The 20,440-nt window shown below is 34.1% G+C and carries 20 protein-coding genes; 16 read left to right on the top strand and 4 right to left on the bottom strand.

Translation table 11 applies throughout. The features are described from left to right. Window positions 1-94: 94 nt before the first annotated feature. The 9 genes from AC2A1D_RS08705 (at window position 95) to AC2A1D_RS08665 (ending at window position 9,260) form a co-directional block, all read left to right on the top strand. A complete protein-coding gene (locus AC2A1D_RS08705; protein WP_484043240.1) occupies window positions 95-406 on the top strand; it encodes a GNAT family N-acetyltransferase in 312 nt (103 codons plus the stop codon). 233 nt (window positions 407-639) lie between these two features. Further along, complete coding sequence (locus AC2A1D_RS08700; RefSeq protein WP_484043331.1) at window positions 640-1,539, top strand: pirin family protein; 900 nt, start codon at window positions 640-642, stop codon at window positions 1,537-1,539. Window positions 1,540-1,569: 30 nt separating this feature from the next. Further along, window positions 1,570-2,100, top strand: coding sequence for an NADPH-dependent FMN reductase (locus AC2A1D_RS08695; RefSeq protein ID WP_484043239.1), 531 nt, complete (start codon window positions 1,570-1,572; stop codon window positions 2,098-2,100). A 201-nt stretch (window positions 2,101-2,301) separates the two neighbouring features. Beyond that, on the top strand, window positions 2,302-2,700 hold the full coding sequence (locus AC2A1D_RS08690; RefSeq protein WP_484043238.1) for an OsmC family protein: 399 nt from the start codon (window positions 2,302-2,304) through the stop codon (window positions 2,698-2,700). A gap of 3 nt (window positions 2,701-2,703) precedes the next feature. Continuing rightward, window positions 2,704-2,991 carry a GNAT family N-acetyltransferase gene (locus tag AC2A1D_RS08685; RefSeq protein WP_484043237.1) on the top strand — a complete coding sequence of 96 codons (288 nt, stop codon included), beginning with the start codon at window positions 2,704-2,706 and terminating at the stop codon, window positions 2,989-2,991. A 28-nt stretch (window positions 2,992-3,019) separates the two neighbouring features. Beyond that, window positions 3,020-5,473, top strand: coding sequence for a mechanosensitive ion channel family protein (locus AC2A1D_RS08680; protein WP_484043236.1), 2,454 nt, complete (start codon window positions 3,020-3,022; stop codon window positions 5,471-5,473). Window positions 5,474-5,546: 73 nt separating this feature from the next. Beyond that, the gene (locus AC2A1D_RS08675) at window positions 5,547-7,109 is read left to right on the top strand and encodes a sodium:solute symporter (RefSeq protein ID WP_484043235.1); all 1,563 of its coding nucleotides are present in this window, start codon (window positions 5,547-5,549) and stop codon (window positions 7,107-7,109) included. A gap of 257 nt (window positions 7,110-7,366) precedes the next feature. Further along, a complete protein-coding gene (locus AC2A1D_RS08670) occupies window positions 7,367-8,218 on the top strand; it encodes a transketolase (protein ID WP_484043234.1) in 852 nt (283 codons plus the stop codon). Between the two features lie 97 nt (window positions 8,219-8,315). Then, window positions 8,316-9,260 carry a transketolase family protein gene (locus AC2A1D_RS08665; protein WP_484043233.1) on the top strand — a complete coding sequence of 315 codons (945 nt, stop codon included), beginning with the start codon at window positions 8,316-8,318 and terminating at the stop codon, window positions 9,258-9,260. 68 nt (window positions 9,261-9,328) lie between these two features. Here the strand turns inward: AC2A1D_RS08665 and AC2A1D_RS08660 are convergent, their stop codons facing one another. Continuing rightward, window positions 9,329-9,745, bottom strand: a complete 417-nt coding sequence (locus AC2A1D_RS08660; RefSeq protein ID WP_484043232.1) for a DUF2147 domain-containing protein — start codon at window positions 9,743-9,745, stop codon at window positions 9,329-9,331. 147 nt (window positions 9,746-9,892) lie between these two features. Further along, on the bottom strand, window positions 9,893-11,821 hold the full coding sequence (locus AC2A1D_RS08655) for an LTA synthase family protein (RefSeq protein ID WP_484043231.1): 1,929 nt from the start codon (window positions 11,819-11,821) through the stop codon (window positions 9,893-9,895). 168 nt (window positions 11,822-11,989) lie between these two features. On the opposite strand from AC2A1D_RS08655, the gene AC2A1D_RS08650 reads away from it, so the two are divergent. The 5 genes from AC2A1D_RS08650 (at window position 11,990) to AC2A1D_RS08630 (ending at window position 15,559) form a co-directional block, all read left to right on the top strand. Further along, window positions 11,990-12,715 carry a CDP-alcohol phosphatidyltransferase family protein gene (locus AC2A1D_RS08650; protein WP_484043230.1) on the top strand — a complete coding sequence of 242 codons (726 nt, stop codon included), beginning with the start codon at window positions 11,990-11,992 and terminating at the stop codon, window positions 12,713-12,715. Window positions 12,716-12,772: 57 nt separating this feature from the next. Next, window positions 12,773-13,537: an exonuclease domain-containing protein gene (locus AC2A1D_RS08645; protein ID WP_484043229.1), complete on the top strand. Its 765-nt coding sequence runs from the start codon at window positions 12,773-12,775 to the stop codon at window positions 13,535-13,537. A gap of 286 nt (window positions 13,538-13,823) precedes the next feature. Further along, on the top strand, window positions 13,824-14,222 hold the full coding sequence (locus AC2A1D_RS08640; RefSeq protein ID WP_484043228.1) for a putative signal transducing protein: 399 nt from the start codon (window positions 13,824-13,826) through the stop codon (window positions 14,220-14,222). A 231-nt stretch (window positions 14,223-14,453) separates the two neighbouring features. Next, a complete protein-coding gene (locus AC2A1D_RS08635) occupies window positions 14,454-15,059 on the top strand; it encodes a fumarylacetoacetate hydrolase family protein (RefSeq protein WP_484043227.1) in 606 nt (201 codons plus the stop codon). Between the two features lie 62 nt (window positions 15,060-15,121). Next, complete coding sequence (locus AC2A1D_RS08630; RefSeq protein WP_484043226.1) at window positions 15,122-15,559, top strand: universal stress protein; 438 nt, start codon at window positions 15,122-15,124, stop codon at window positions 15,557-15,559. A gap of 69 nt (window positions 15,560-15,628) precedes the next feature. On the opposite strand, the gene AC2A1D_RS08625 is transcribed toward AC2A1D_RS08630, so the two are convergent. Next, window positions 15,629-15,862 carry a DUF6341 family protein gene (locus AC2A1D_RS08625; RefSeq protein ID WP_484043225.1) on the bottom strand — a complete coding sequence of 78 codons (234 nt, stop codon included), beginning with the start codon at window positions 15,860-15,862 and terminating at the stop codon, window positions 15,629-15,631. Between the two features lie 42 nt (window positions 15,863-15,904). Between AC2A1D_RS08625 and AC2A1D_RS08620 the strand changes: the two genes are divergently transcribed. Further along, window positions 15,905-16,810: a DUF6427 family protein gene (locus tag AC2A1D_RS08620; RefSeq protein ID WP_484043224.1), complete on the top strand. Its 906-nt coding sequence runs from the start codon at window positions 15,905-15,907 to the stop codon at window positions 16,808-16,810. Between the two features lie 15 nt (window positions 16,811-16,825). Then, window positions 16,826-17,410 (top strand): DUF3109 family protein, encoded by a 585-nt coding sequence (locus AC2A1D_RS08615; RefSeq protein WP_484043223.1) that lies wholly within the window; start codon window positions 16,826-16,828, stop codon window positions 17,408-17,410. A gap of 101 nt (window positions 17,411-17,511) precedes the next feature. Here the strand turns inward: AC2A1D_RS08615 and AC2A1D_RS08610 are convergent, their stop codons facing one another. Beyond that, the gene (locus tag AC2A1D_RS08610) at window positions 17,512-20,364 is read right to left on the bottom strand and encodes a M16 family metallopeptidase (RefSeq protein WP_484043222.1); all 2,853 of its coding nucleotides are present in this window, start codon (window positions 20,362-20,364) and stop codon (window positions 17,512-17,514) included. Window positions 20,365-20,440 lie beyond the last annotated feature (76 nt).

Below are 20,440 nucleotides of genomic sequence, written 5' to 3'. Positions count from 1 at the left end.
TCCAACAAAGAAGGAGTTTCAATATAAAAAGACGTTTTACTTTGTACAGAGAATGGCAGCAACCAAAACAATTAACACTTAAAATAAAAAAATCATGAAAGCTGAATTTGAAAACATCCCACTCAACAAAACAGACAAAAGATTTGAAATTAATGTAAACGGACATTTTGCCTTTATTGATTACCGAGAAGTAGGTGATAAAATTGCATTAATTCACACAGAAGCAGAACCGGAACTCGCCGGAACTGGCGCTGCAGCAGCGGTTGTAGAGAAAACACTGCATTACATTGAAGACAACGGTAAAAAGCTCCTTCCTTATTGTCCATACGTTTTTGCCTACATCAAGAAAAACCCAGAATGGAAAAGAATTGTGGATGAAAAGTTTGAGAAATATGACAGTTTATAAATCTTTTGAAACCGCAAAAGTCACAAATCTCCACAGATTGAACGGATTAACACAGATTATTTCTTTAATTTTAAAAAAAAGCTTTTTTGAACTTATAGTTAAGATTATTATAAACTTAAAAAACGAAGTTAAATCCTTTTGTAAATTTTGTGATAAAATATTTTTATTGCATAAACACTAATTCAATTAGCAAAAAATTAACTAAATTTAAAAATCCAAAACCAAAAATTATGATGTCAAATATTGGCCTTATTGTAGAAGAAAGAGCTGCAGATATAGGCAATTTTCTTGTCGGAAGACTCCTTCCTTTTCGTGAAAAACGTTCGGTGGGGCCTTTCATTTTTATCGACCACATGGGACCAACTTGCTTAAAAGAGTTTCAGAATTTTGATGTTCCGCCACATCCACACATTGGCCTTTCTACATTAACGTATCTTTTCGAAGGCTCTATTTTTCATCGAGACAGTTTAGGTTCTGCCACAGAAATAAAACCAGGAGCTGTTAATTGGATGACTTCCGGTAAAGGCGTTGTACATTCGGAAAGAACGCCAGAATATTTGCGAGATTCGCCGCAGTTTCTTCATGGATTTCAGATTTGGGTGGCTTTGCCGAAAGAATTAGAACAAACAGAACCTACGTTTTTTCACATCGAAGCCGATGAAATTCCGTCTTGGACAGAAGGCGATACAGAATATAAATTGATTGCGGGAGAAGCTTTTGGTAAAAAATCTGCGGTTCCCGTTCATAGTCCGCTTTATTTTGTGGAAATTAAAAGTAAAAACAAACAAAAGCTAAATATCGGCTATCATCTTTTTGGCGAAGTAGGAATGTATGTTTTGGAAGGAAGCGTAAATATTGAAGGAAACGATTATGGCACAAAACAACTGTTAATTGCTAAAAACGCTTCGCTTTGTGAGTTTGAAATTAATGAAAACACCACAATTTATCTTTTTGGCGGCGAACCATTTCCTGAAGAAAGACATATTTTTTGGAATTTCGTGAATTCAGATAAAGAAAAAATTGAAGAAGCAAAAGTAAACTGGAATGACCAAAACCACGAGGCTTTTCCTTTAATTCCAGGAGACGACAAAGAATTTGTACCACTTCCAAAAGCAATTTTGAATAGGAAATAATTTTGAATATTAAATATTGAATCTCAGAACATGAAAATATTAGCTTTTGCAGGAAGTACATCTTCCACTTCAATTAACAGAGAATTAGTAAAATTTGTTTTGAAAGATTTTCAAGATGATGATATTAATTTAATCGACCTTAACGACTACGACATGCCCGTTTTCTCGGTTGACAGAGAGAAAAAAGGGTTTCCAGAGGCTGCTCATTTATTTTTAAAGCAAATTGAAAACTGTGATGTAATTATCTGCTCTTTAGCGGAACATAATCGCTCATACTCTGCAGCTTTTAAAAATGTTTTCGATTGGGCTTCAAGAATTAATGTAAAAGTTTTTCAAGACAAACCTATGTTATTAATGTCTACTTCTCCCGGTGGTTATGGAGGCGGAAATGTGATGAATACGGCAAAAACATTCTTTCCAAACTTTGGTGCAGATATTAAAGAAACGTTCTCTTTGCCTAAATTTTATGAAAATTTTGATTTGGAAAGCGGCGTTATCAACCCAGAAATATTAAAAGAGCTAAAATCAAAGATTGAGAGTTTTAAAAAGCTGATTGGATAATTATTAACCACAAAAGCTTTAACACATGTGTTACATAAGTTTTAAGTTTAAAACCTTACGCTAAAAAGAGCTCATCAGTTTTGAAAATCAAAGATTTTCTATTGCATCTCTAATAAAAAAATCTGCGTAAATCTGTGAAATCTGTGGAAACCCATCAATTATCAAAATTACTCATTACCCGTAACTAATTACTTAAAAACCATGTCTGTAACCGTAAAAGCAAGTTTAGGAGTCACAAAATATTACACCGAAGTTGTCGCCGGTGAAAACACTTTAATAACCGATGAACCTATTGATAAAGGCGGACAAAACCAAGGTTTTAACCCTTTAGAAATTCTCGCAACATCTTTGGCAAGCTGCACCGCTGCTACACTGAGAATGTATATTGACCGAAAAGAATGGCAGGTTGAAAAAATTGAAGTAGAAGTTGAGTTGGAAAACTTTCCTTTAACAAAAATGGCGATTTTTAAAAGAAACATCAGTTTTGAGGGCGCAAATCTAGACGAAGAACAAATGAAAAGACTCAACACTATTGCAGATGCTTGTCCGGTTCATAAAATATTAACTAACGAAATTGAAATTCAAACCAAATTTTCTTAAAATATGATAGAAATACAACAAAAAAACGACGAAAAACACGGAAGTTTCGAAGCTCTTATCGACGGAAAACACGCCGGTTTAATGACTTACACTTGGGCTGGAGAACAACGATTCATTATCGATCACACCGAAGTTGAAGAAATCTATAATGGAAAAGGTGTTGGAAAAGAAATGCTTCTCGCCGCTGTACAATTTGCAAGAGAAAATCATAAGACCATTATCCCACTTTGTCCTTTTGCAAAGGCGAGTTTTCAAAAAGATAAAGAGATTCAGGATGTATTAATTTCGTAAAATTTTCACATTTAATTTGTTCCCAAATATGAAAAATCTTTACCAATACCTTTTATTTTTTGCATTTTTTACCTTCATTTTTTTTTCAGGGGCAATCAGTGCAAAATCTTTTGAAAAAAAAATCTTTGCTAATGATTCTTTAATTTTAGAACAAAAAAAGCAAAGTAAGGAAATTGCGACACTCGAGAAGAACAAAAAATACTTCAACGAAAATAGCATTAGCCGAAAACAGAACCATATTCTGTCTAAAATCGATGCTTCTATTCGGGAAGGAAGCCTCGTTTTGAAAAAAGGTATCGATTACAAATATTTGGTTTCAAGTTTAAAGAGTATTAAAAAAATAAAAGTTTATGCTTTACAAACAGTACTTCAAAACCCTGAAAAAATACAATCGGTAAGAAATGTAACGCTTACTTCGACCACGCTAAACGAAATTTTAAGCAATACTGAAGAGCAACTAAAAAAAATTGATGGCAATCAAAAAGCGCTTACCAATAGCCAAACTAAAATAGATTCGCTCATTATAAATCCGGTTCTTTACCAACTTCCTTCTGATTCTAAGACAAGAGAAATCTACCTTGAAAAACTCAATAGCATTACAAAAGATGTTGATAAAATTAATACCAGATTTAAAGGCGCTTTAGACAGCATCAACAAAGTACAATTTGATGCAAGAGCTTTCAAGTTTGAGCTTCAGAATGATATTTTAGAAACAGATAAACTAAGAGCACAAATGCAGGAAAATATTTTCTCGCAAAGACACAGTTTGTTTACCGCTTCTAGCTATACTGAAAGCGTGGCTTCTTCTTTTACGTCTTCATTTATTAAAGAATTTTTCCTTGTTTTATTTTATGTTGGCAACCACACCCATCTTTTTCTTTTTATGATTTTAGGAACTTTAATCATTGGAACCTATCTTAAAATTTTAAAAAACAAATATAAAACAACAGGATTGTTAGGCGATTTCAAATATAGAATTCAGCTTTTTAATCATCCTTTTATCGTTGCATCGGTTATTTCTGTTACAATTACTCATTTTTTCTTCAACCATCCTCCGTTTTCATTTCTATGCCTTATTTGGATTTTCTTATTGATTGCTTTTAGAATTGTCTCCAGAAAAACAAATTCGCAAGCACAGAAAAAATACTGGAGAATAAATACATTGCTTATTCTCTGCGCATTTTTCTCGAACAATCTATTGCTTCCTTCTTTTGGTGAAGTTGTATTTTTACTACTTCTGTCTTTAGCAACAATATCTCTTCATCTTTGGTATTTTATTAAACACAGGGAAAACTACAGAGAAATTTACAGAGGTATATTTATAGCCATTTCCACCATGCAATTTATAGGTCTTATTTTTTTACTTATAGGAAATTACAATCTTGGAAAAGCATTTATTGTAACGGGATTAATTACGGTTTTTCTTACTCACATTTTACTATTTACTTTGTCTAAAACATTAGACATTTTCAGGTATTCAGATTACATTCAGACGCAATCTGCAGACGAAAAAAGTGAAATTAATCTTTTGGAATACGAATCTCATGAAATTTCATCACTACGATATATTATTCTTTTTTCGGGTTGGTTTGTACTTATTTTTAGAGGAACCTATTGGTATCAAAGCACTACGAAACCTATCTCAGAAGCACTTACTAAAGAAAGAAATATTGGCGATTTCACTTACAGTTTTCAGAATATTCTATTTTTCTTCGCGGTAATTATTTCGGCAGTTGTTATTTCAAAAATCGTTTCATTTATTTCTACAACCAATCAAGAAAAGACAGAAAAAAAACAATTAGGAAGCTGGCTTCTTCTCATCAGAATTGGGATTGTTTCTTCCGGAATCATCATGGCATTTGTTATTGCAGGTTTTCCTTTAGACCGTATCACCATGATTCTTAGTGCACTTGGCGTTGGTATTGGTTTAGGACTTCAATCTATCACCAATAATCTTGTAAGTGGCATTATCCTCGCTTTTGAAAAACCCGTAAATATTGGCGATATTATTGAAATGAACGGACAAACCGGTCAAATGAAATCCATCGGAATTAGAAGCAGTATCATTAAAACCTTCGACGGAGCCGATGTCATTATGCCGAATGGTGAACTTCTTAACCAAAACGTAACCAACTGGACTTTAAGCAGCAATAAAAGGCGTTATGAAATAACTATCGGCGTAGAATATGGCACAAATTTGATGTTAGCAAAAACAACTTTAGAAGAAATACTTGGCTCCAATGATTCAATTCTTACAATTCCTGAACCTATAGTTTGGGTAACCGATTTTGATGAAAGTTCAATTAATTTGGTGGTTAAATATTGGGTAGCCCATTTCTTACACGGTAATGATGTGAAAAGTGATTTGATTTTAAAAATAGACGCAAAATTTAGAGAATTAGGAATAAATATACCATTTCCTCACCGAGAAATTATTTTTAAAAACTTCCCCGAAAATTCTCAGCAAGATAATTTAGAATAACATCATTCAGGAAAATACTTTTTTTAAGACAGTTATTAAAAAAACTATATTTGTAAAATTTTAAAATTTTACAATGAATCCTGGAACAACGCTATTAATTTTTGTTTTTGTTTATTTCGTGGGGCTTTTGGTGATTTCTTATTTCACCAGCCGAAATTCAGACAACCAGTCTTTCTTCATCGGAAACAAAAAAAGTAAATGGTGGCTCGTTGCCTTCGGAATGATAGGAACCAGCTTAAGTGGCGTAACCTTCATTTCAGTTCCCGGAACGGTTGGGAAAATGACCGGAAGCGAATACATTTTTGGCGGTTTCGAATACTACATGATGGTAATTGGCTTTTTCATCGGGTATTTTATTGTGGCTGCAGTTCTACTTCCGCTCTATTACAAGATGAATCTCACGTCGATTTACACGTATTTAGGAAAGAGATTTAATGTTGAAGCACATAAAATTGGTTCGGTTTTCTTCATTGTTTCCAGAGCGATTGGGGCGACTGCGAGATTATATTTGGTGGTCAATGTTTTACAGATTTTCCTTTTAGAAGGTTTGGGAGTTCCGTTTTGGGTAACTGCTTTGGTACTTTTATTAATGGTACTTTTATACACTTTTGAAGGCGGTGTAAAAACCATCGTAATTACCGATACGTTGCAAACTTCGTTTATGATTATCAGTTTGGTGGCGTGTATCGTTTATATTTTATCTAATTTAAATCTTTCTTTTGGAGAAGCTTACACGATTTTAGAACAGAAAAACTACACTCATTTCATCAATTTTGACCCTAATTCTAAAACTTTTTTCCTTAAAACTATTTTAGGCGGAATTTTTATTACCATTGCGATGACAGGTTTAGACCAAGAAATGATGCAGAAAAACATCTCGGTAGACAACCTGAAAAACTCTAAGAAAAACATGCTTACTTTCGCAGGAACTTTGCTTTTTGTTAATTTGGCTTTCCTATTTTTAGGAGGTTTGCTTTATCTTTTTGCCATTCAAAATGGTGCAGAATATGGTCAAATGATGAATGGAGATGTTGCAAGTAATATTTTCGGGTTTAAAGACGCTTCAGGAAATATCAAAAACATTATGGGAGACGATCTTTTCCCTGCACTTTCACTTCAAGGGCATTTCCCGATGATTATTTCGGTAATATTTATTATTGGTTTAATTTCTGCGCTTTTCCCTTCTGCAGATGGCGCTTTAACGGCGGTTACCAGTTCGTACTGCGTAGATTTACTCAACCTAAATGAAGACAAAAACAAATCTGAAAAAGAGAAAAAACGTTTAAGAATGAAAGTTCATTTAACGTTTACGGCAGTTTTCTTCATTCTAATTATGGTTTTCAAAGCGCTAAACGACAAATCTATCGTTTACCTCATCATGGAAATTGCGGGTTACACGTACGGACCACTTTTAGGACTTTTCGCCTTCGGAATTTTCACTAAATTTCAGATTTCAAAAAAATATTCAATCCTTACAGTTACCTTAATTGCGCCATTTGTAACGTATTTAATCAATTATCTAGTCACAGAACACACCAATTACAGAATTGGCGTAGAATTGATTATTCTAAACGGATTATTAACGTTTATCGGTTTATGGTTGGTGAAGAATAAGAATTATTTGAAGGTGGTGTAATTTTTTATTTGGGCAGCTTAAACCGCTGAAGTTTATCCTGAGCCTGTCGAAGGCTACCCGCTTTTTTGTGCCTAAGCTTTTGCCACACTTACAAAAAGAACTCCACTCAAGTCGGGCTGCGAAAAACCTTTAACTAGATCGAGATTAAAAACAATATTTATTTAAATTTTAACAAACACCTGCATCATTTCGCAGGTGTTTTCGTTTCCGTAAGCCACTAAAAAATTGTAGCTTTGTGTGCAATTAAATCTAAAAGAATGAGCAAAAGCATCGAAGAGCTGAAAACGCTTACTACACAGATCAGAAGAGATATTTTAAGAATGGTTCACGCTGTAAATTCTGGTCATCCAGGTGGGAGTTTAGGCTGTACAGAATTCTTCACGGCACTTTACGGAAAAGTGATGAATTACAAACTTCCTTTCACTATGGAAGGTAAAAACGAAGACCATTTCTATCTTTCTAACGGGCATATTTCACCGGTTTTCTACTCTACTTTGGCAAGATTTGGCTTCTTCCCTGTGGAAGAACTAAGTACTTTCAGAAAATTAGATTCAAGATTACAAGGTCACCCTACAACTCACGAAGGTTTACCAGGAATTAGAGTAGCTTCTGGCTCTCTAGGACAAGGACTTTCTGTAGCTTTAGGAGTTGCACAAGGTAAAAAATTAGACAACGATACTTCTCTGGTTTACACACTTCATGGTGACGGAGAATTGCAGGAAGGACAAGTTTGGGAAGCTTTCATGTATGCAGCAGCAAAAAAAGTAGACAATATTATTGCTACGATTGATTACAATGGGCAACAAATCGATGGTAGCACAGACCAAGTACTTTCTTTAGGTGACCTTCATGCAAAACTAGAAGCTTTTGGATGGACAGTTTTAGAAGAGAAAAACGGAAACGACCTTGAAGCCGTAATCGGAATCATGGAATTGGCAAAAACAGAAACCGGAAAAGGAAAACCTGTTGCAATTATTCTTCATACCATTATGGGGAACGGAGTAGATTACATGATGGGAACTCACGCTTGGCACGGAAAAGCGCCAAATGATGAGCAATTAGATACAGCTTTCAAACAATTATATTTAGAAGCTCCGGCGGATTACTAATTATAAATGATTATTGATAAGTTATAAATGATTTTTGAAGCTTTTTAAAACTTCATTCATCAACTATCATTTATCAATTATTAAAAATTTAAAAAATATGAAATATACATATACAGAAAAAAAAGATACACGTTCAGGATTCGGAGCTGGATTAGCTGAATTGGCAGATACAAACCCAAATGTAGTTGCACTTTGTGCAGACCTTATCGGTTCTTTAAAGATGGAGAAATTCATCGAAAAAGCTCCTGAAAGATTTTACCAAACCGGGATTGCAGAAGCAAACATGATGGGATTGGCTGCAGGTTTAAGCATCACAGGAAAAATTCCTTTCACGGGAACTTTCGCCAACTTTTCTACTTCGAGAGTGTACGACCAAATTCGTCAATCTATCGCTTATTCAGATAAAAATGTAAAAATCTGTGCTTCTCACGCAGGTCTTACTTTAGGTGAAGACGGAGCAACGCACCAGGTTTTAGAAGACATCGGAATGATGAAAATGCTTCCGGGAATGACGGTAATTAACACTTGCGATTACAATCAAACAAAAGCGGCGACACTTGCCATTGCAGAACACCATGGTCCTGTTTATTTAAGATTCGGAAGACCTGTAGTTCCTGTATTTATTCCGGAAGATATGCCTTTCGAAATCGGAAAAGGAATTCTTTTACAGGAAGGAACAGATGTAACGATTGTTGCAACTGGCCACTTAGTGTGGGAATCTTTGGTTGCTGCAGACGAATTAGAAAAAGAAGGAATTTCTTGTGAAGTTATCAATATCCACACAGTTAAACCTTTAGATGAAGAAATCATCCTAAAATCAGTTGAAAAAACCGGTAAAATTGTAACAGCAGAAGAACACAACTACCTTGGTGGTTTAGGAGAATCTGTTGCAGGAATGTTAGCAAGAAAAAGACCTACAAGACAAGAATTTGTGGCGGTAAACGATACTTTCGGAGAATCTGCAACTCCAGCAGAATTAATGAAGAAGTACAAAATAGACGCTGAAGCGGTAAAAGAAGCGGTGAAGAGAATTTTAGCGTAATTTCTACAATACATACAACAAAAGGAGGTCAAAACAGACCTCCTTTTTTCTTTTATGTTTACTAAAACCTAGCTTACCTTATGCCAAGTTTGTGTTTTAACGGTAATTCCCATAATTAAAGCTTTCACTTTTAAAGTATTACCATCTCTTTCTAATTCTGTATTGTAGCTTTTTCCATCTTTTGGATTAGTGATAGTACCATCTCCAAACTCGTCGCCGTCTTTTACAATACCTCTAATGATTTCTAAACCAATAAGTGGTTTATTTTTACGATCGTCTTTACACTTTACGCAATTGTTATTTTCAGGTTTTATCAAAAGCTGTACAATTTTTCCGTAATATTTTCCGTCATTTTTCTTAAATATTTCTACGATAGATTTCGGTTTTCCGGTTTCGTCGTCTATGGTTTTCCATTTTCCTTCAATCTGTGCAAAAGAGAAAACGCTTACAAGAGAAAATGCTATCGTCAACAATAATTTTTTCATATGATAAAGTTTAATTTTAATTATAGATTTTTAAATTCTTACTAAGTTAAAAATATAAATTAATTTTAAACAAACAAACATTTTTATTATCCAAAGCATAAATAGTAATACTTTGAAGAAATTATTTTTTTAAACAGTTCTTAAACATCAATTTAATTTTCTGTTCATCACTCTATCCATATAATCCTGATACCAGGCTTTAGCAAGGAGTTTTCCTTTTTCAATTTCCACATTTTTCACCTTCCCTAGAAGGTTATTTTCAAAACCTAAATCCGACTTCAAATACAATCCTGTAATTTCTTTTCCATCGAACCTATACAGATAATTTCCGATAATAAACTGCTCCGAAACACTGTCTGAATTCACAATTAAGGAAGGATACTTCTTTTCATTCACCAAACTTCTGCCCCAACTTCTTATTTTTTTGTTGTAACCAATTAAATCTGCCAAAGTTGGATAAATATCAATTTGTTGCGCTTCTTCATTATTGATTCCTTTTAAATTAAACTCAGGATTTGGCGAGTAAAAAATCAAAGGAACAGCAAAACGATTCATTGCTTTTTCATATTCAGGATAAAAAACCTGGTTGGTGTGGTCGCCTGTAAAAACAAAAATGGTATTCTTAAACCAAGGCTCTTTTTTAGCTGTTTCAAAATACTTTTTAATGGCATAATCGGTGTATTGAATAGGTTCATGCATTTCAATTTTTCCTTTTTTAAATTTGCCATTATATTTTGCCGGAATTTTAAAAGGATGATGCGATGAAGCCGTAAAAACAGTTGCCATAAACGGTTTCTGCTTTCCTACATTTTTGGCGAAATATTGCAAAAACGGTTCGTCCCAAATTGCCCACATTCCGTCAAAATCTTGGTCGCCGTGATATTCATTTAAGCCATAATAATGTTTAAATCCTAAAATATTTCCGAAACCTAAAAATCCCATCGAACCGTTTGGAGCACCGTGATAAAAAGAAGTATCGTAACCCAAATCATTACAAACCGAAACAATAGACTGTATTTTTTGGTTAGAATATGGCGAACTCGTAAATGCATCCGTTAAACTCGGAATTCCCGCCAATATACTGCTCATTCCATGAATCGACTGTCTTCCGTTGGCAAAAGTATTCGGAAAAATTAAACTTTCTTGCGCCAAACTATCGATAAACGGCGTGTAAGAAACATAATCTTTAATGTTTTTATCTTTATTAAAAGCACCAGAATATTCTCTTCCAAAAGATTCAACAATGAAAATGACAATATTCGGTCGGTTTGAGGTCTGTCTTTCGTAGATTTTATAGGGTTGAGTATGATCATTGATAAACTTTTCATCCACAAAATGTACTTCTTTGAAATTGCTCGTTCCCAACGTTCTGAAAAACGAAAACGTAGAATTTAAAACCAAATTTCCCTGAATAGGAGTTTTCACAAATTTATTGGCATCAACTAAGTTAATTGGTCTTGTACTGTGTTTAAAATCGCCGCGAATTCCGCCAACAATTAAAACCGCAGAAATACACAAAGTAACAACCGACCAAACAAAATACGGAACCAATTTCGTAGGTTTTTTATCCGTAATTTTGAATCTTTTATAGAGAAAAACCCAGAAAATCATCAAAACGACGAACCAAATAAACACAAAAGGATGTTCTTTTGCCGATGCCGCAAAAACTTTCACTATATTATTTTCATGTTTTGCTACCTGAAGCGCAGCAATGGTAAGTCTGGTTTGTGAAAATTTATAGTAAATAAAATCACCAAAATTCATCGCAAAAGCAATTCCGTTGGTAATAAAATAAAGCCAAAAAAGGAACTTTTGATACCCACTTTTGGTATTGATAACAACAGGAATTAAGCTTAAAAAAATGAACAGAACATTCACATACAAAATCGCAGTAAGGTCGAACGCAATCCCATGAAAAGCGAGATTCAAATAATCTGAAACACTTTCTACCTGAATTAAATTTTTGTTGAAAACCCAAAACAACAGTCGGGCTGCCTGATAAAAAATAAAAGCAAGAAAAATTCTGTAACACAAAACGAGAACCTCTTCTTTTCTGAATTCTTTGAAAAACTTCATGTAACTATTTCGTTTTAAAAACTTTGAGAAAATTTCATCAACACACCTATAATTAATGACGATAATCTCAGTTTTTTGCTTTGCAAATTTACGTTAAATTAACCTCAATGTAATTTTTAATTCACATTAAGCAAGGCAGAGATTTTTAAAAAATGTAATTTTGCGACTATGAATTTCATTAAAAACAATCTTGCGAACGCCATCACATTAGGAAACCTATTTTCAGGTTGCGTTGGCGCTGTACACTTGCTTTCTGGCGATTATCTTACCACTGCGATTTGTATAATTCTGTCTTTGGTGTTAGATTTTTTCGATGGTTTTGTGGCGAGAGCTTTAAAATCGAATTCCAACCTTGGTGTACAGCTCGATTCTTTGGCAGATATGGTGAGTTTCGGTTTTATTCCGGGATTGGCGATGTTTAAAATGCTAGAACCTTTTGGGAACGAAGTTTTAGGAATGCAGCTTCCTTTTGCTATTAAATATTTAGGTTTTTTCATCACACTTTTCTCTTGCTTACGATTGGCAATTTTTAATTTGGATGAAGAACAGAAATACTATTTTAAAGGTTTAAACACGCCATCCAATACGATTTTGATTTTTGGGATTTATATTTTACGTTATATCGGACATTATTCTGATGAAATTATCTTCCATTTGCATTTTACCGCTGAAACCTATTTAATAATTACTTTTTTATCGTCGTGGCTTTTAATTTCCCCAATAAAAATGATTGCGATGAAATTCAAGTCGATGAAATTACAGGATAATTATCCAAAACTGGCTTTATTGATTGGTGCGATTCTTATTTTGGCAATCTTTAAAATCGTAGGAATTCCTTTGGTGATTATATATTATATCTTGATTTCAATAATCTTTCAAAAACAGTTAAAATAAAAAGATGAAAATTTTCATTTTCAAATTAACTCATTCTCAAATTTTTAAATAAAAAAAATGAACTTAAAATTACATAAACCTCTTTGCATTTTCGATCTTGAAACCACAGGAACCAACGTAGGAAAAGACCGTATCGTTGAAATCTGTATTTTAAAAGTTAATCCAGATTCTTCCAGAGAAAGCAAAACATGGAGAGTAAATCCAGAAATGCCGATTCCTGCAGAATCTAGCGCCGTTCATGGCATTTACGATGAAGATGTAAAAGATGCTCCAACTTTCAAAGAAATTGCTGCAAAAGTGGTTGAAATGATTTCTGGCGCAGATTTGGGAGGTTTCAATTCTAACCGTTTTGATGTACCTTTGTTGGCAGAAGAGTTGTTGCGTGCAGAATTTGATTTTGATTTAAGTAAATTTAAATTGGTTGATGCACAAACTATTTTCCATAAAAAAGAGCCAAGAAATTTAGGTGCAGCTTATCAGTTTTATTGTGGAAAAACTTTGGAAAATGCGCATTCTGCGGAAGCAGATGTTTTGGCAACTTTCGAAGTTCTAGATGCGCAAGTTGGTAAATATGAAGACATTCCGAATGAGGTAAACGCTTTGAGTGAATTTACTTTCCATAATAAAAATGCAGATTTGGCTGGTTTTATCGGGTTTAATGATAAAAATGAAGAAGTTTTTAACTTCGGAAAATATAAAGGACAAGGTGTAAAAGCTGTATTTCAGAAAGATTTGGGGTATTTTGGGTGGTTACAAAACGCCGATTTCCCTTTGTACACGAAAAAAGTTTTTACTAAAATTCAGTTGACGGGAAAGTCTTAAAGGCTTTTTAACCAAAAAAGTCACAAAAGAGTTTGCAACGCTTTAAGTTCAAATGATTGCGTGTGAAAAGCTCAAAAAAGGGTTAAGCTTATTTTTATCTGCGAAAATCTGTGTAATCTGCGGGAGTTTTTTAGCGACAAAAGATTTGATTGTGTATTAAGTTCGAAAAAGGTTGAAAATATTTGATTTTCCTTTAGCACATAAAAATCTGTGAAATCTGTGGGAAATCAATCATTCATCGTAGAGAAATGCTTACTATTCAGAGAAACCAAAAAATTTAAAAAGAATGAGTAATTTGGTTAAATTCAAGTTTTATGAAACCGCATTGGAAGCCAATCGCGACAAACAAATTTTGGCTGAAAACGGCATCAATAGCTTTATTGCAAATGAACAACTGATACAATCTGATTGGTTGCTTTCGCAAGCTGTTGGCGGAATTCAGTTGCAAGTTTTTGAAGAAGACCTTGAAAATGCTGAAAAAATCTTGCAAGACTTTAAAGAAAATGAAGAATTTTCTTTGGAAGTAGAACACACTATCGATAATCCAGATTTTGATTTTGTATGTCCAAAATGTGGCTCAAATCATTTATACAAGGATGATAGTGCAACAAGTTTCTTTGGGATTTCTATTTTATCGGCTGAAAATTATGTGTGCTATTTTTGTGGGAATAAGTTTAAGCATTAGCTGGAAGATAGAAGCTGCAAGCTTAGATAAGTGAGAAGATATTCAAATAATTAAAACTTCGCTTAGGAAGTGAAAGTAAACTTTTCTTTTAAAAATAGCCCCGATTGCAACGGCATCCTTTTGTGAAGCGAAGCGGAACAAAAGATATAGTGAAAAGCGGGAAAAAGCTCCTAAAAAAAATAAGTAATAAGTAATGAAGCATAATTTTGTTTCTTTTAATAACAATAATTTATGAAAATAATCTGCATAGGAAGAAATTACAGCGAACACGCAAAAGAACTGGGAAATGCCATTCCTGATAAACCTGTAATCTTTATAAAACCCGATACTGCGGTTTTGAAAGGAAACGATTTCTACATTCCTGAATTTTCTAATGATGTACATTATGAATTGGAAGTGGTGGTAAAAATCTCGAAAGGTGGCAAATACATCCAAAAAGAAACGGCGCACAAACATTATGACGAAATTGGTTTAGGAATCGATTTTACGGCAAGAGATGTGCAAAGCGAGCTGAAATCTAAAGGTCTACCTTGGGAATTGGCAAAAGGTTTTGACGGTTCTGCTGTGGTTGGAAATTTCTTTAAGAAAGAAAATTATAATCTTGAAGCTTTACAGTTTTCTCTTTTGAAGAACAAAGAAAAAGTTCAGGATGGGAATTCTAAAGACATGATTTTCGCTATTGATGATATTATTGCGTTTGTTTCGCAATATTTTACGTTAAGAGTAGGAGATTTAATTTTTACAGGAACGCCAGAAGGTGTTGGTAAAGTTTCTGAAAACGATGTTTTGGAAGGATACCTAGAAAATGAGAAGATTTTAGATATTCGAGTGCTGTAAAATTTCGTTTTCGGCATTATTTTTTGTACCTTTAATGAAAACCATTCACTAAACTTAAAGCTATGATTAATATAGTAGTGCCGGTAGATTTCGGCGACAAAACAGATTATCTAATAGAAGGAGCAATAAAATTTGCTAAACAGTTAGGAGCTAAAATAAACCTTATCCATGTTGCTCCCATGGAAATTGGTTTCGCTATCGGAGATATGGGATATCAATACTTTCCTGAAATTGAAGAGAACGAAATAAGAGAAGAACTTCTTTTGCTTAATAAGCTGAACCAAAGAATTCTTGCGCATGATGTTGCATGCGAACATTTATTAAAACAAGGTGTTGCTAAAGAAATCATTCTGCAGTATGCTGACGAAAAAAATGCAGATTACATCGTAATGGGATCCCATGGAAGAAGCGGTATCTACGATGTTTTTGTTGGAAGTCTCACCAAAGGAATTACTAAAGATTCTAAAATCCCTGTTTTGGTTTTACCAATACATGATTAACGAAACAAGCATAATAAAAAGACCGATCAAATAAACATTTGACCGGTCTTTTTCTATATAACCAATTAATTAACCTTCTTTTTTGTAGATCTTTGGATCGTAATAAGGATGCTTTCCTTCTGTAGGAGAATAGTAATCTTTGTCTTTATCACCTCCAAGATTCACTACCAAAACGTAGCACCAGTAAGTGAAAAGTACACAGCAAACTATAAATAGAATCCAGTTTAATACGTTTCCGAAGGTATCGTAAAAACCGAAAGACCATTTGAAAACTTTGCTTAAGAATAGAAAGAAAGACGTCATTATTTTCCTTTTTTAAATTAACTTTGCACAAATTTATAAAAAATGTTTAAATTACTTTCAAAAGAAAGCAATATTTTTTCAATTCCGGTGTATATCGGTTTTCTTCTTTTCGTAGTAATTCTATTTAATATATTTGATTTCAGCACTTTAGGAGCAATTATTACTGCTATAACCTTTTTGGGAGTTGCGCTCGCCTATTTCTGTTTCAACAGTATTGCGCTCAATTATCAGACCCATCTCCCACTTTTACTCTATACAGTGTTTATTTTTGGGCTTTATCCCGGTCATCTCGACCTCGGTGTTGCGGTTGCATTACTTACCAATTCGTTTTTATTGCTTTTATTAACGAGTACCAATGAAGATTTAAGGAAAAAATCTTACGTTTTGGTAGGTGCAATTACTTCTCTAAATTTTATATTTCTACCTACAACCTGGCCAATGGCGGTATTTGTAGTCATTCACGTTTTTGCAACTTCTGAGCGTGTAGGTCTTAATATTTTCAGGTTTTTATTGGGAGTTGTTTTAATTGCGTTTAATTATTTTTCTATCGCATACTTTTTTAATATGAGAGAATGGGATGCTGTATATTTTCCGTTTGGAAAAATGTGGCCTTTAGAAGATTACCGCGCACTTCTACCTCTTACTCCAATTGCATTAATGCTGATCTACGCCGTGTATGATCATTTTAAATATTACAATCAAAAGAGCCCCATAAGTCGTTATAAATATACTTTTCTGCTGGTTTTTTCTCTAGCACAGCTTGTTACCATCATATTGTATATGAATAAAAATTATGAATATCTTATGTTGTTGGCATTTCCGGTGACTATCATTTTAAGCAGAATGCTAAGATTCTTACCTAAATACTGGATGAAAGAGGTAAGTCTTTGGCTTATTATCATCAGTTTGGTAAGCTACAGAGTTTTGCTTGAAGTAAATTTAATTTAACTAAAAAAAAAGATTATGATTCAAATAGATGATAAATTAATTTCTGAAGATATTTTTTCTGAAGAATTTGTGTGCAACCTAAGCAAATGCAAAGGTGCGTGTTGTGTGGAAGGCGATGTGGGAGCTCCTCTTGATAAAGAAGAGCTTGAAATTCTCGATAATATTTACGACAAAATAAAACCTTACCTTACCGCAGAAGGAATAAAAGCGCTTGATGAACAAGGAACTTGGACCACCGACCCGATGGACGGAATGTACGTAACACCAATGGTGGAAGACAGAGAATGCGCCTACGTAACTTTCGACGAAAAAGGAATTACCAAGTGCGGAATCGAAAAAGCGTACGAAGACGGGGTTGTAGATTGGCAAAAACCCATTTCTTGCCATCTTTACCCTATCAGAATTACAGAATATTCTACTTTCTCTGCATTAAACTATCACGAATGGAAAGTTTGCAGCGACGCTTGTACTCTCGGAAAAGAATTGCAAGTTCCTGTGTACAAGTTCCTAAAAACACCTTTAACCAGAAAATATGGTGAAGATTTCTACAATACTTTAAGCGATGTTGCTGAAGAGTGGAAGAAGGAATATGGTGAGTAATAAGTTTGAGAGTTTGAGAGAAATTCAATAACTCAAATCATAAAAACAAACAACCGCAGAAAAAAAATCCTGCGGTTGTTTTCATATATAATCGACTAAAATTATTTTGCAACTGTAGCTTTTACAGCTTTTGGAGTTTCCGTTTTGGGGGCGTTTTGCCATCCATCTTCAGGCATTAACGTCGCTACAATTCTGTTTTTAGACAGATATTTTTTCGCAACATTTTGAAGGTCTTTTACGGTAAGTGCTTTTACTTTTTCCTGATAATTTAGGATTTCATATTTATCGCTTCCATCCAACTGATTTTTAGCTAGATTATTCATCCAGTACATATTATCTTTCATGTTGGTTTTATCGTCGTTATACTCTCCTTCTTTGTATTTATCAAGGTCTTTTTGCTCTGGTCCGTTATCAATTAACTTCTGAATTTCTGCGATTGCGCTTTTTGTTAATTTATCTGCATTTTCAGGTCCACAAGGGAAGCTTACACTAAAAGAATAGCTGTTGTATGGAACTTTTCCCATATAACCTCTTGCTCCACCACCATAAATTCCGCTTTCGTCTTCTCTAAGTTTTTCGATAACTTTAATGGTTGCCACTTCACCTAGAGCTTCCAAAGCCAAAGCTTCTTTTTCGTTGTAAGACGTTTCTCCGGAATATGTTATCTGAACCATACTTTTCGGGTCTTTTCCTTTTTTATAGGTCTTAGTGTAATCTCCAACAATAGATCTGTAGCCCGTGTCTTTAAAATTAGTGGTTTTCCCAGTTGAAGGTAAACTTGCAATGTATTGCAATACTTCATTTTTAAATTTCGCTTCATCAATATTTCCTACAAAATAAAAATGGAAGTTTCCGGCATTAGCAAATTTCTCTTTATAAATATCGTAAGCTTTTTTATAATCTGTTGCCGCCCAATCTTTTTCCATCGGGATTATCCCTACAAATCTTGGGTTTTTCTGATTTAAAAATTTCTGGTGCTCACTTGTGAAATAAAACTGAGGATTAGAAAGCATATTATCCAGCATTGCAGACTGTTTCGTTTTATACGCATTGAATGCATCCGGATTATAATTTAAACCTGTAAAATAAGCATAGATAAGCTCCATAGTTGTAGAAAGATCTTTTTGGGTAGTTCTACCTGAAATACCTTCTGTAAGCGTTCCGATGGAAGGATTTACGTTTACCTGTTTCCCTGCAAGATAATTGGTAAGATCTGCTTTAGAATAACCAGCAACACCCGCTTCACTAAGCGCTTGGAATGCAAACTGAGTTTTTCTAAAATCATCGTCATTAACTAGAGAACTTCCCCCTAAACTTCTTGAAGTAAAAACAATTTCATCGTCTTTAAAGTCTGTCTTTTTGAAGGTAACTTTCGCACCATTGCTTAAAGTCCACGTTGTGGTGCCCAATTTTGAATCTTGTTCTGTTTTTGCAATTTTTCCTTCAGATTTAAATGGCTTTACAAGATTTTTTATGGTGGCCTTTTCTTGGTAAGGCTTCAAATCTGCCATTTTTACATCATCAAAAGTTTTTAAAACTGCTGCTTCAGTAGGCATTGCAACGTTGTCTTTTTTAGGACCTGTAATTACAATTACTCTACTGTCGTCTTTCACCATTTTTTTAATTACCTCGTTGGTTTGCGCCAAAGTTACGGTTGGTAAAAACGTTTTTGTGTCTTCATATTCCCACGTAATTCCCGGGATTGCTTCGCTCTCAAGGAAGTTTCTTACATATTCATCTACTAAAACATCGCTTTCCGTTTTATCTCTGTTGTTGTAACTTCTTTCTGTATTCGACAAAATTTGTGCTTTCGCTCTGTCTAATTCGCCTTGTGTAAAGCCGAATCTTTTCGCTCTTTCTGTTTCTTCAAGAAGAACTTTTAACGCATTAAGCTGTGTTCCTTCTTTCACCATAGCAAAACCTTGGAAAGCTTCTTTGGTTCTCGCATAGGTTCCACCATGATAAACTGAGCCAAATGTAAATGGAGGATTGTTTGAGTTTACAAGCTCTCGCAATCTGTTATTCAACATTGTTGAAGCCAGGTTTTCAATTAAACTTTGGTTGTATTGCTCTACCGTAACGTCTGGTTGATACGCTTCTGAATCTTTCATAACAAACTGAACCATAGAACTTGTCGCATCCGGATCAGTTTCAATCGCTACTAAAGTTTCTTTGTGATTCGGAAGGTCATAAACTTTTCTTTCTCTAGGTTTTGAAGGATTTTTGTACTTCGAGAAGTTCTCTTTAATCTTTTTTTCAACCTCATCTACATTGATATCTCCTACCACCACAATCGCCATTAAATCTGGTCTGTACCAATCTTTATGAAATTGTCTGATAACATCTGGTTTAAAGTTTTGAAGAACGTCTTTTGTCCCAATTGGAAGTCTGTTTGCATACTGAGATTTATACAGCATTTTAGGCAAATATTTATCCGACATTCTTTTGTCTGCGCCTAAACCTAGTCTCAATTCTTCCAAAACAACACCTCTTTCTTTGTTGATTTGCTCATCGGTAAGCGTCGCGTTGAAAGCCCAATCTTCCATCACCTTTAAACCAGAATCTAAATTCCCCGGTTTATCTAAAGGAACAGGAAGCATATAAACTGTCTCGTCGAAACTTGTGTAAGCATTTAAGTGTTGTCCGAATTTCACTCCGATAGACTGTAGAAAATCTACGAGTTTGTTGTCTGGAAAGTTTTTGGTTCCGTTGAAGTTCATGTGCTCCATAAAGTGAGCAAGACCTCTTTGGTTTTCGTCTTCAAGAATAGAACCGGCGTTAATCGCCAATCTGAAATCTACTTTTTTCTCTGGTAATGTGTTTTTTTTGATGTAGTACTTCATTCCGTTTGAAAGAGTACCGATTCTTACAGATGGGTCTGTTGGAATGTTTTGTGCGAAAGTAATAGACGACATAAGTACGACTGTCGCTACTGACAATAAGATTCTTTTCATGCAATTGATGTATTATTAATTTTCGTTACATTAACGTGATAAAATTAAAAATATTATTCACAATAAAAAGAAAATA

The organism is Chryseobacterium sp. HNCC26DJ239 (assembly GCF_057180445.1).
The sequence above is the reverse complement of the archived record's forward strand: the minus strand, read 5'-3'. Positions and strand labels throughout refer to the sequence as shown.

What these genes read in the sequence shown, in the direction of transcription:
- AC2A1D_RS08705 (WP_484043240.1), top strand. Translation starts at nt 95, where the DNA reads ATGAAAGCTGAATTTGAAAACATCCCACTCAACAAAACAGACAAAAGA.
- AC2A1D_RS08700 (WP_484043331.1), top strand. Translation starts at nt 640, where the DNA reads ATGTCAAATATTGGCCTTATTGTAGAAGAAAGAGCTGCAGATATAGGC.
- AC2A1D_RS08695 (WP_484043239.1), top strand. Translation starts at nt 1,570, where the DNA reads ATGAAAATATTAGCTTTTGCAGGAAGTACATCTTCCACTTCAATTAAC.
- AC2A1D_RS08690 (WP_484043238.1), top strand. Translation starts at nt 2,302, where the DNA reads ATGTCTGTAACCGTAAAAGCAAGTTTAGGAGTCACAAAATATTACACC.
- AC2A1D_RS08685 (WP_484043237.1), top strand. Translation starts at nt 2,704, where the DNA reads ATGATAGAAATACAACAAAAAAACGACGAAAAACACGGAAGTTTCGAA.
- AC2A1D_RS08680 (WP_484043236.1), top strand. Translation starts at nt 3,020, where the DNA reads ATGAAAAATCTTTACCAATACCTTTTATTTTTTGCATTTTTTACCTTC.
- AC2A1D_RS08675 (WP_484043235.1), top strand. Translation starts at nt 5,547, where the DNA reads ATGAATCCTGGAACAACGCTATTAATTTTTGTTTTTGTTTATTTCGTG.
- AC2A1D_RS08670 (WP_484043234.1), top strand. Translation starts at nt 7,367, where the DNA reads ATGAGCAAAAGCATCGAAGAGCTGAAAACGCTTACTACACAGATCAGA.
- AC2A1D_RS08665 (WP_484043233.1), top strand. Translation starts at nt 8,316, where the DNA reads ATGAAATATACATATACAGAAAAAAAAGATACACGTTCAGGATTCGGA.
- AC2A1D_RS08660 (WP_484043232.1), bottom strand. Translation starts at nt 9,745, where the DNA reads ATGAAAAAATTATTGTTGACGATAGCATTTTCTCTTGTAAGCGTTTTC.
- AC2A1D_RS08655 (WP_484043231.1), bottom strand. Translation starts at nt 11,821, where the DNA reads ATGAAGTTTTTCAAAGAATTCAGAAAAGAAGAGGTTCTCGTTTTGTGT.
- AC2A1D_RS08650 (WP_484043230.1), top strand. Translation starts at nt 11,990, where the DNA reads ATGAATTTCATTAAAAACAATCTTGCGAACGCCATCACATTAGGAAAC.
- AC2A1D_RS08645 (WP_484043229.1), top strand. Translation starts at nt 12,773, where the DNA reads ATGAACTTAAAATTACATAAACCTCTTTGCATTTTCGATCTTGAAACC.
- AC2A1D_RS08640 (WP_484043228.1), top strand. Translation starts at nt 13,824, where the DNA reads ATGAGTAATTTGGTTAAATTCAAGTTTTATGAAACCGCATTGGAAGCC.
- AC2A1D_RS08635 (WP_484043227.1), top strand. Translation starts at nt 14,454, where the DNA reads ATGAAAATAATCTGCATAGGAAGAAATTACAGCGAACACGCAAAAGAA.
- AC2A1D_RS08630 (WP_484043226.1), top strand. Translation starts at nt 15,122, where the DNA reads ATGATTAATATAGTAGTGCCGGTAGATTTCGGCGACAAAACAGATTAT.
- AC2A1D_RS08625 (WP_484043225.1), bottom strand. Translation starts at nt 15,862, where the DNA reads ATGACGTCTTTCTTTCTATTCTTAAGCAAAGTTTTCAAATGGTCTTTC.
- AC2A1D_RS08620 (WP_484043224.1), top strand. Translation starts at nt 15,905, where the DNA reads ATGTTTAAATTACTTTCAAAAGAAAGCAATATTTTTTCAATTCCGGTG.
- AC2A1D_RS08615 (WP_484043223.1), top strand. Translation starts at nt 16,826, where the DNA reads ATGATTCAAATAGATGATAAATTAATTTCTGAAGATATTTTTTCTGAA.
- AC2A1D_RS08610 (WP_484043222.1), bottom strand. Translation starts at nt 20,364, where the DNA reads ATGAAAAGAATCTTATTGTCAGTAGCGACAGTCGTACTTATGTCGTCT.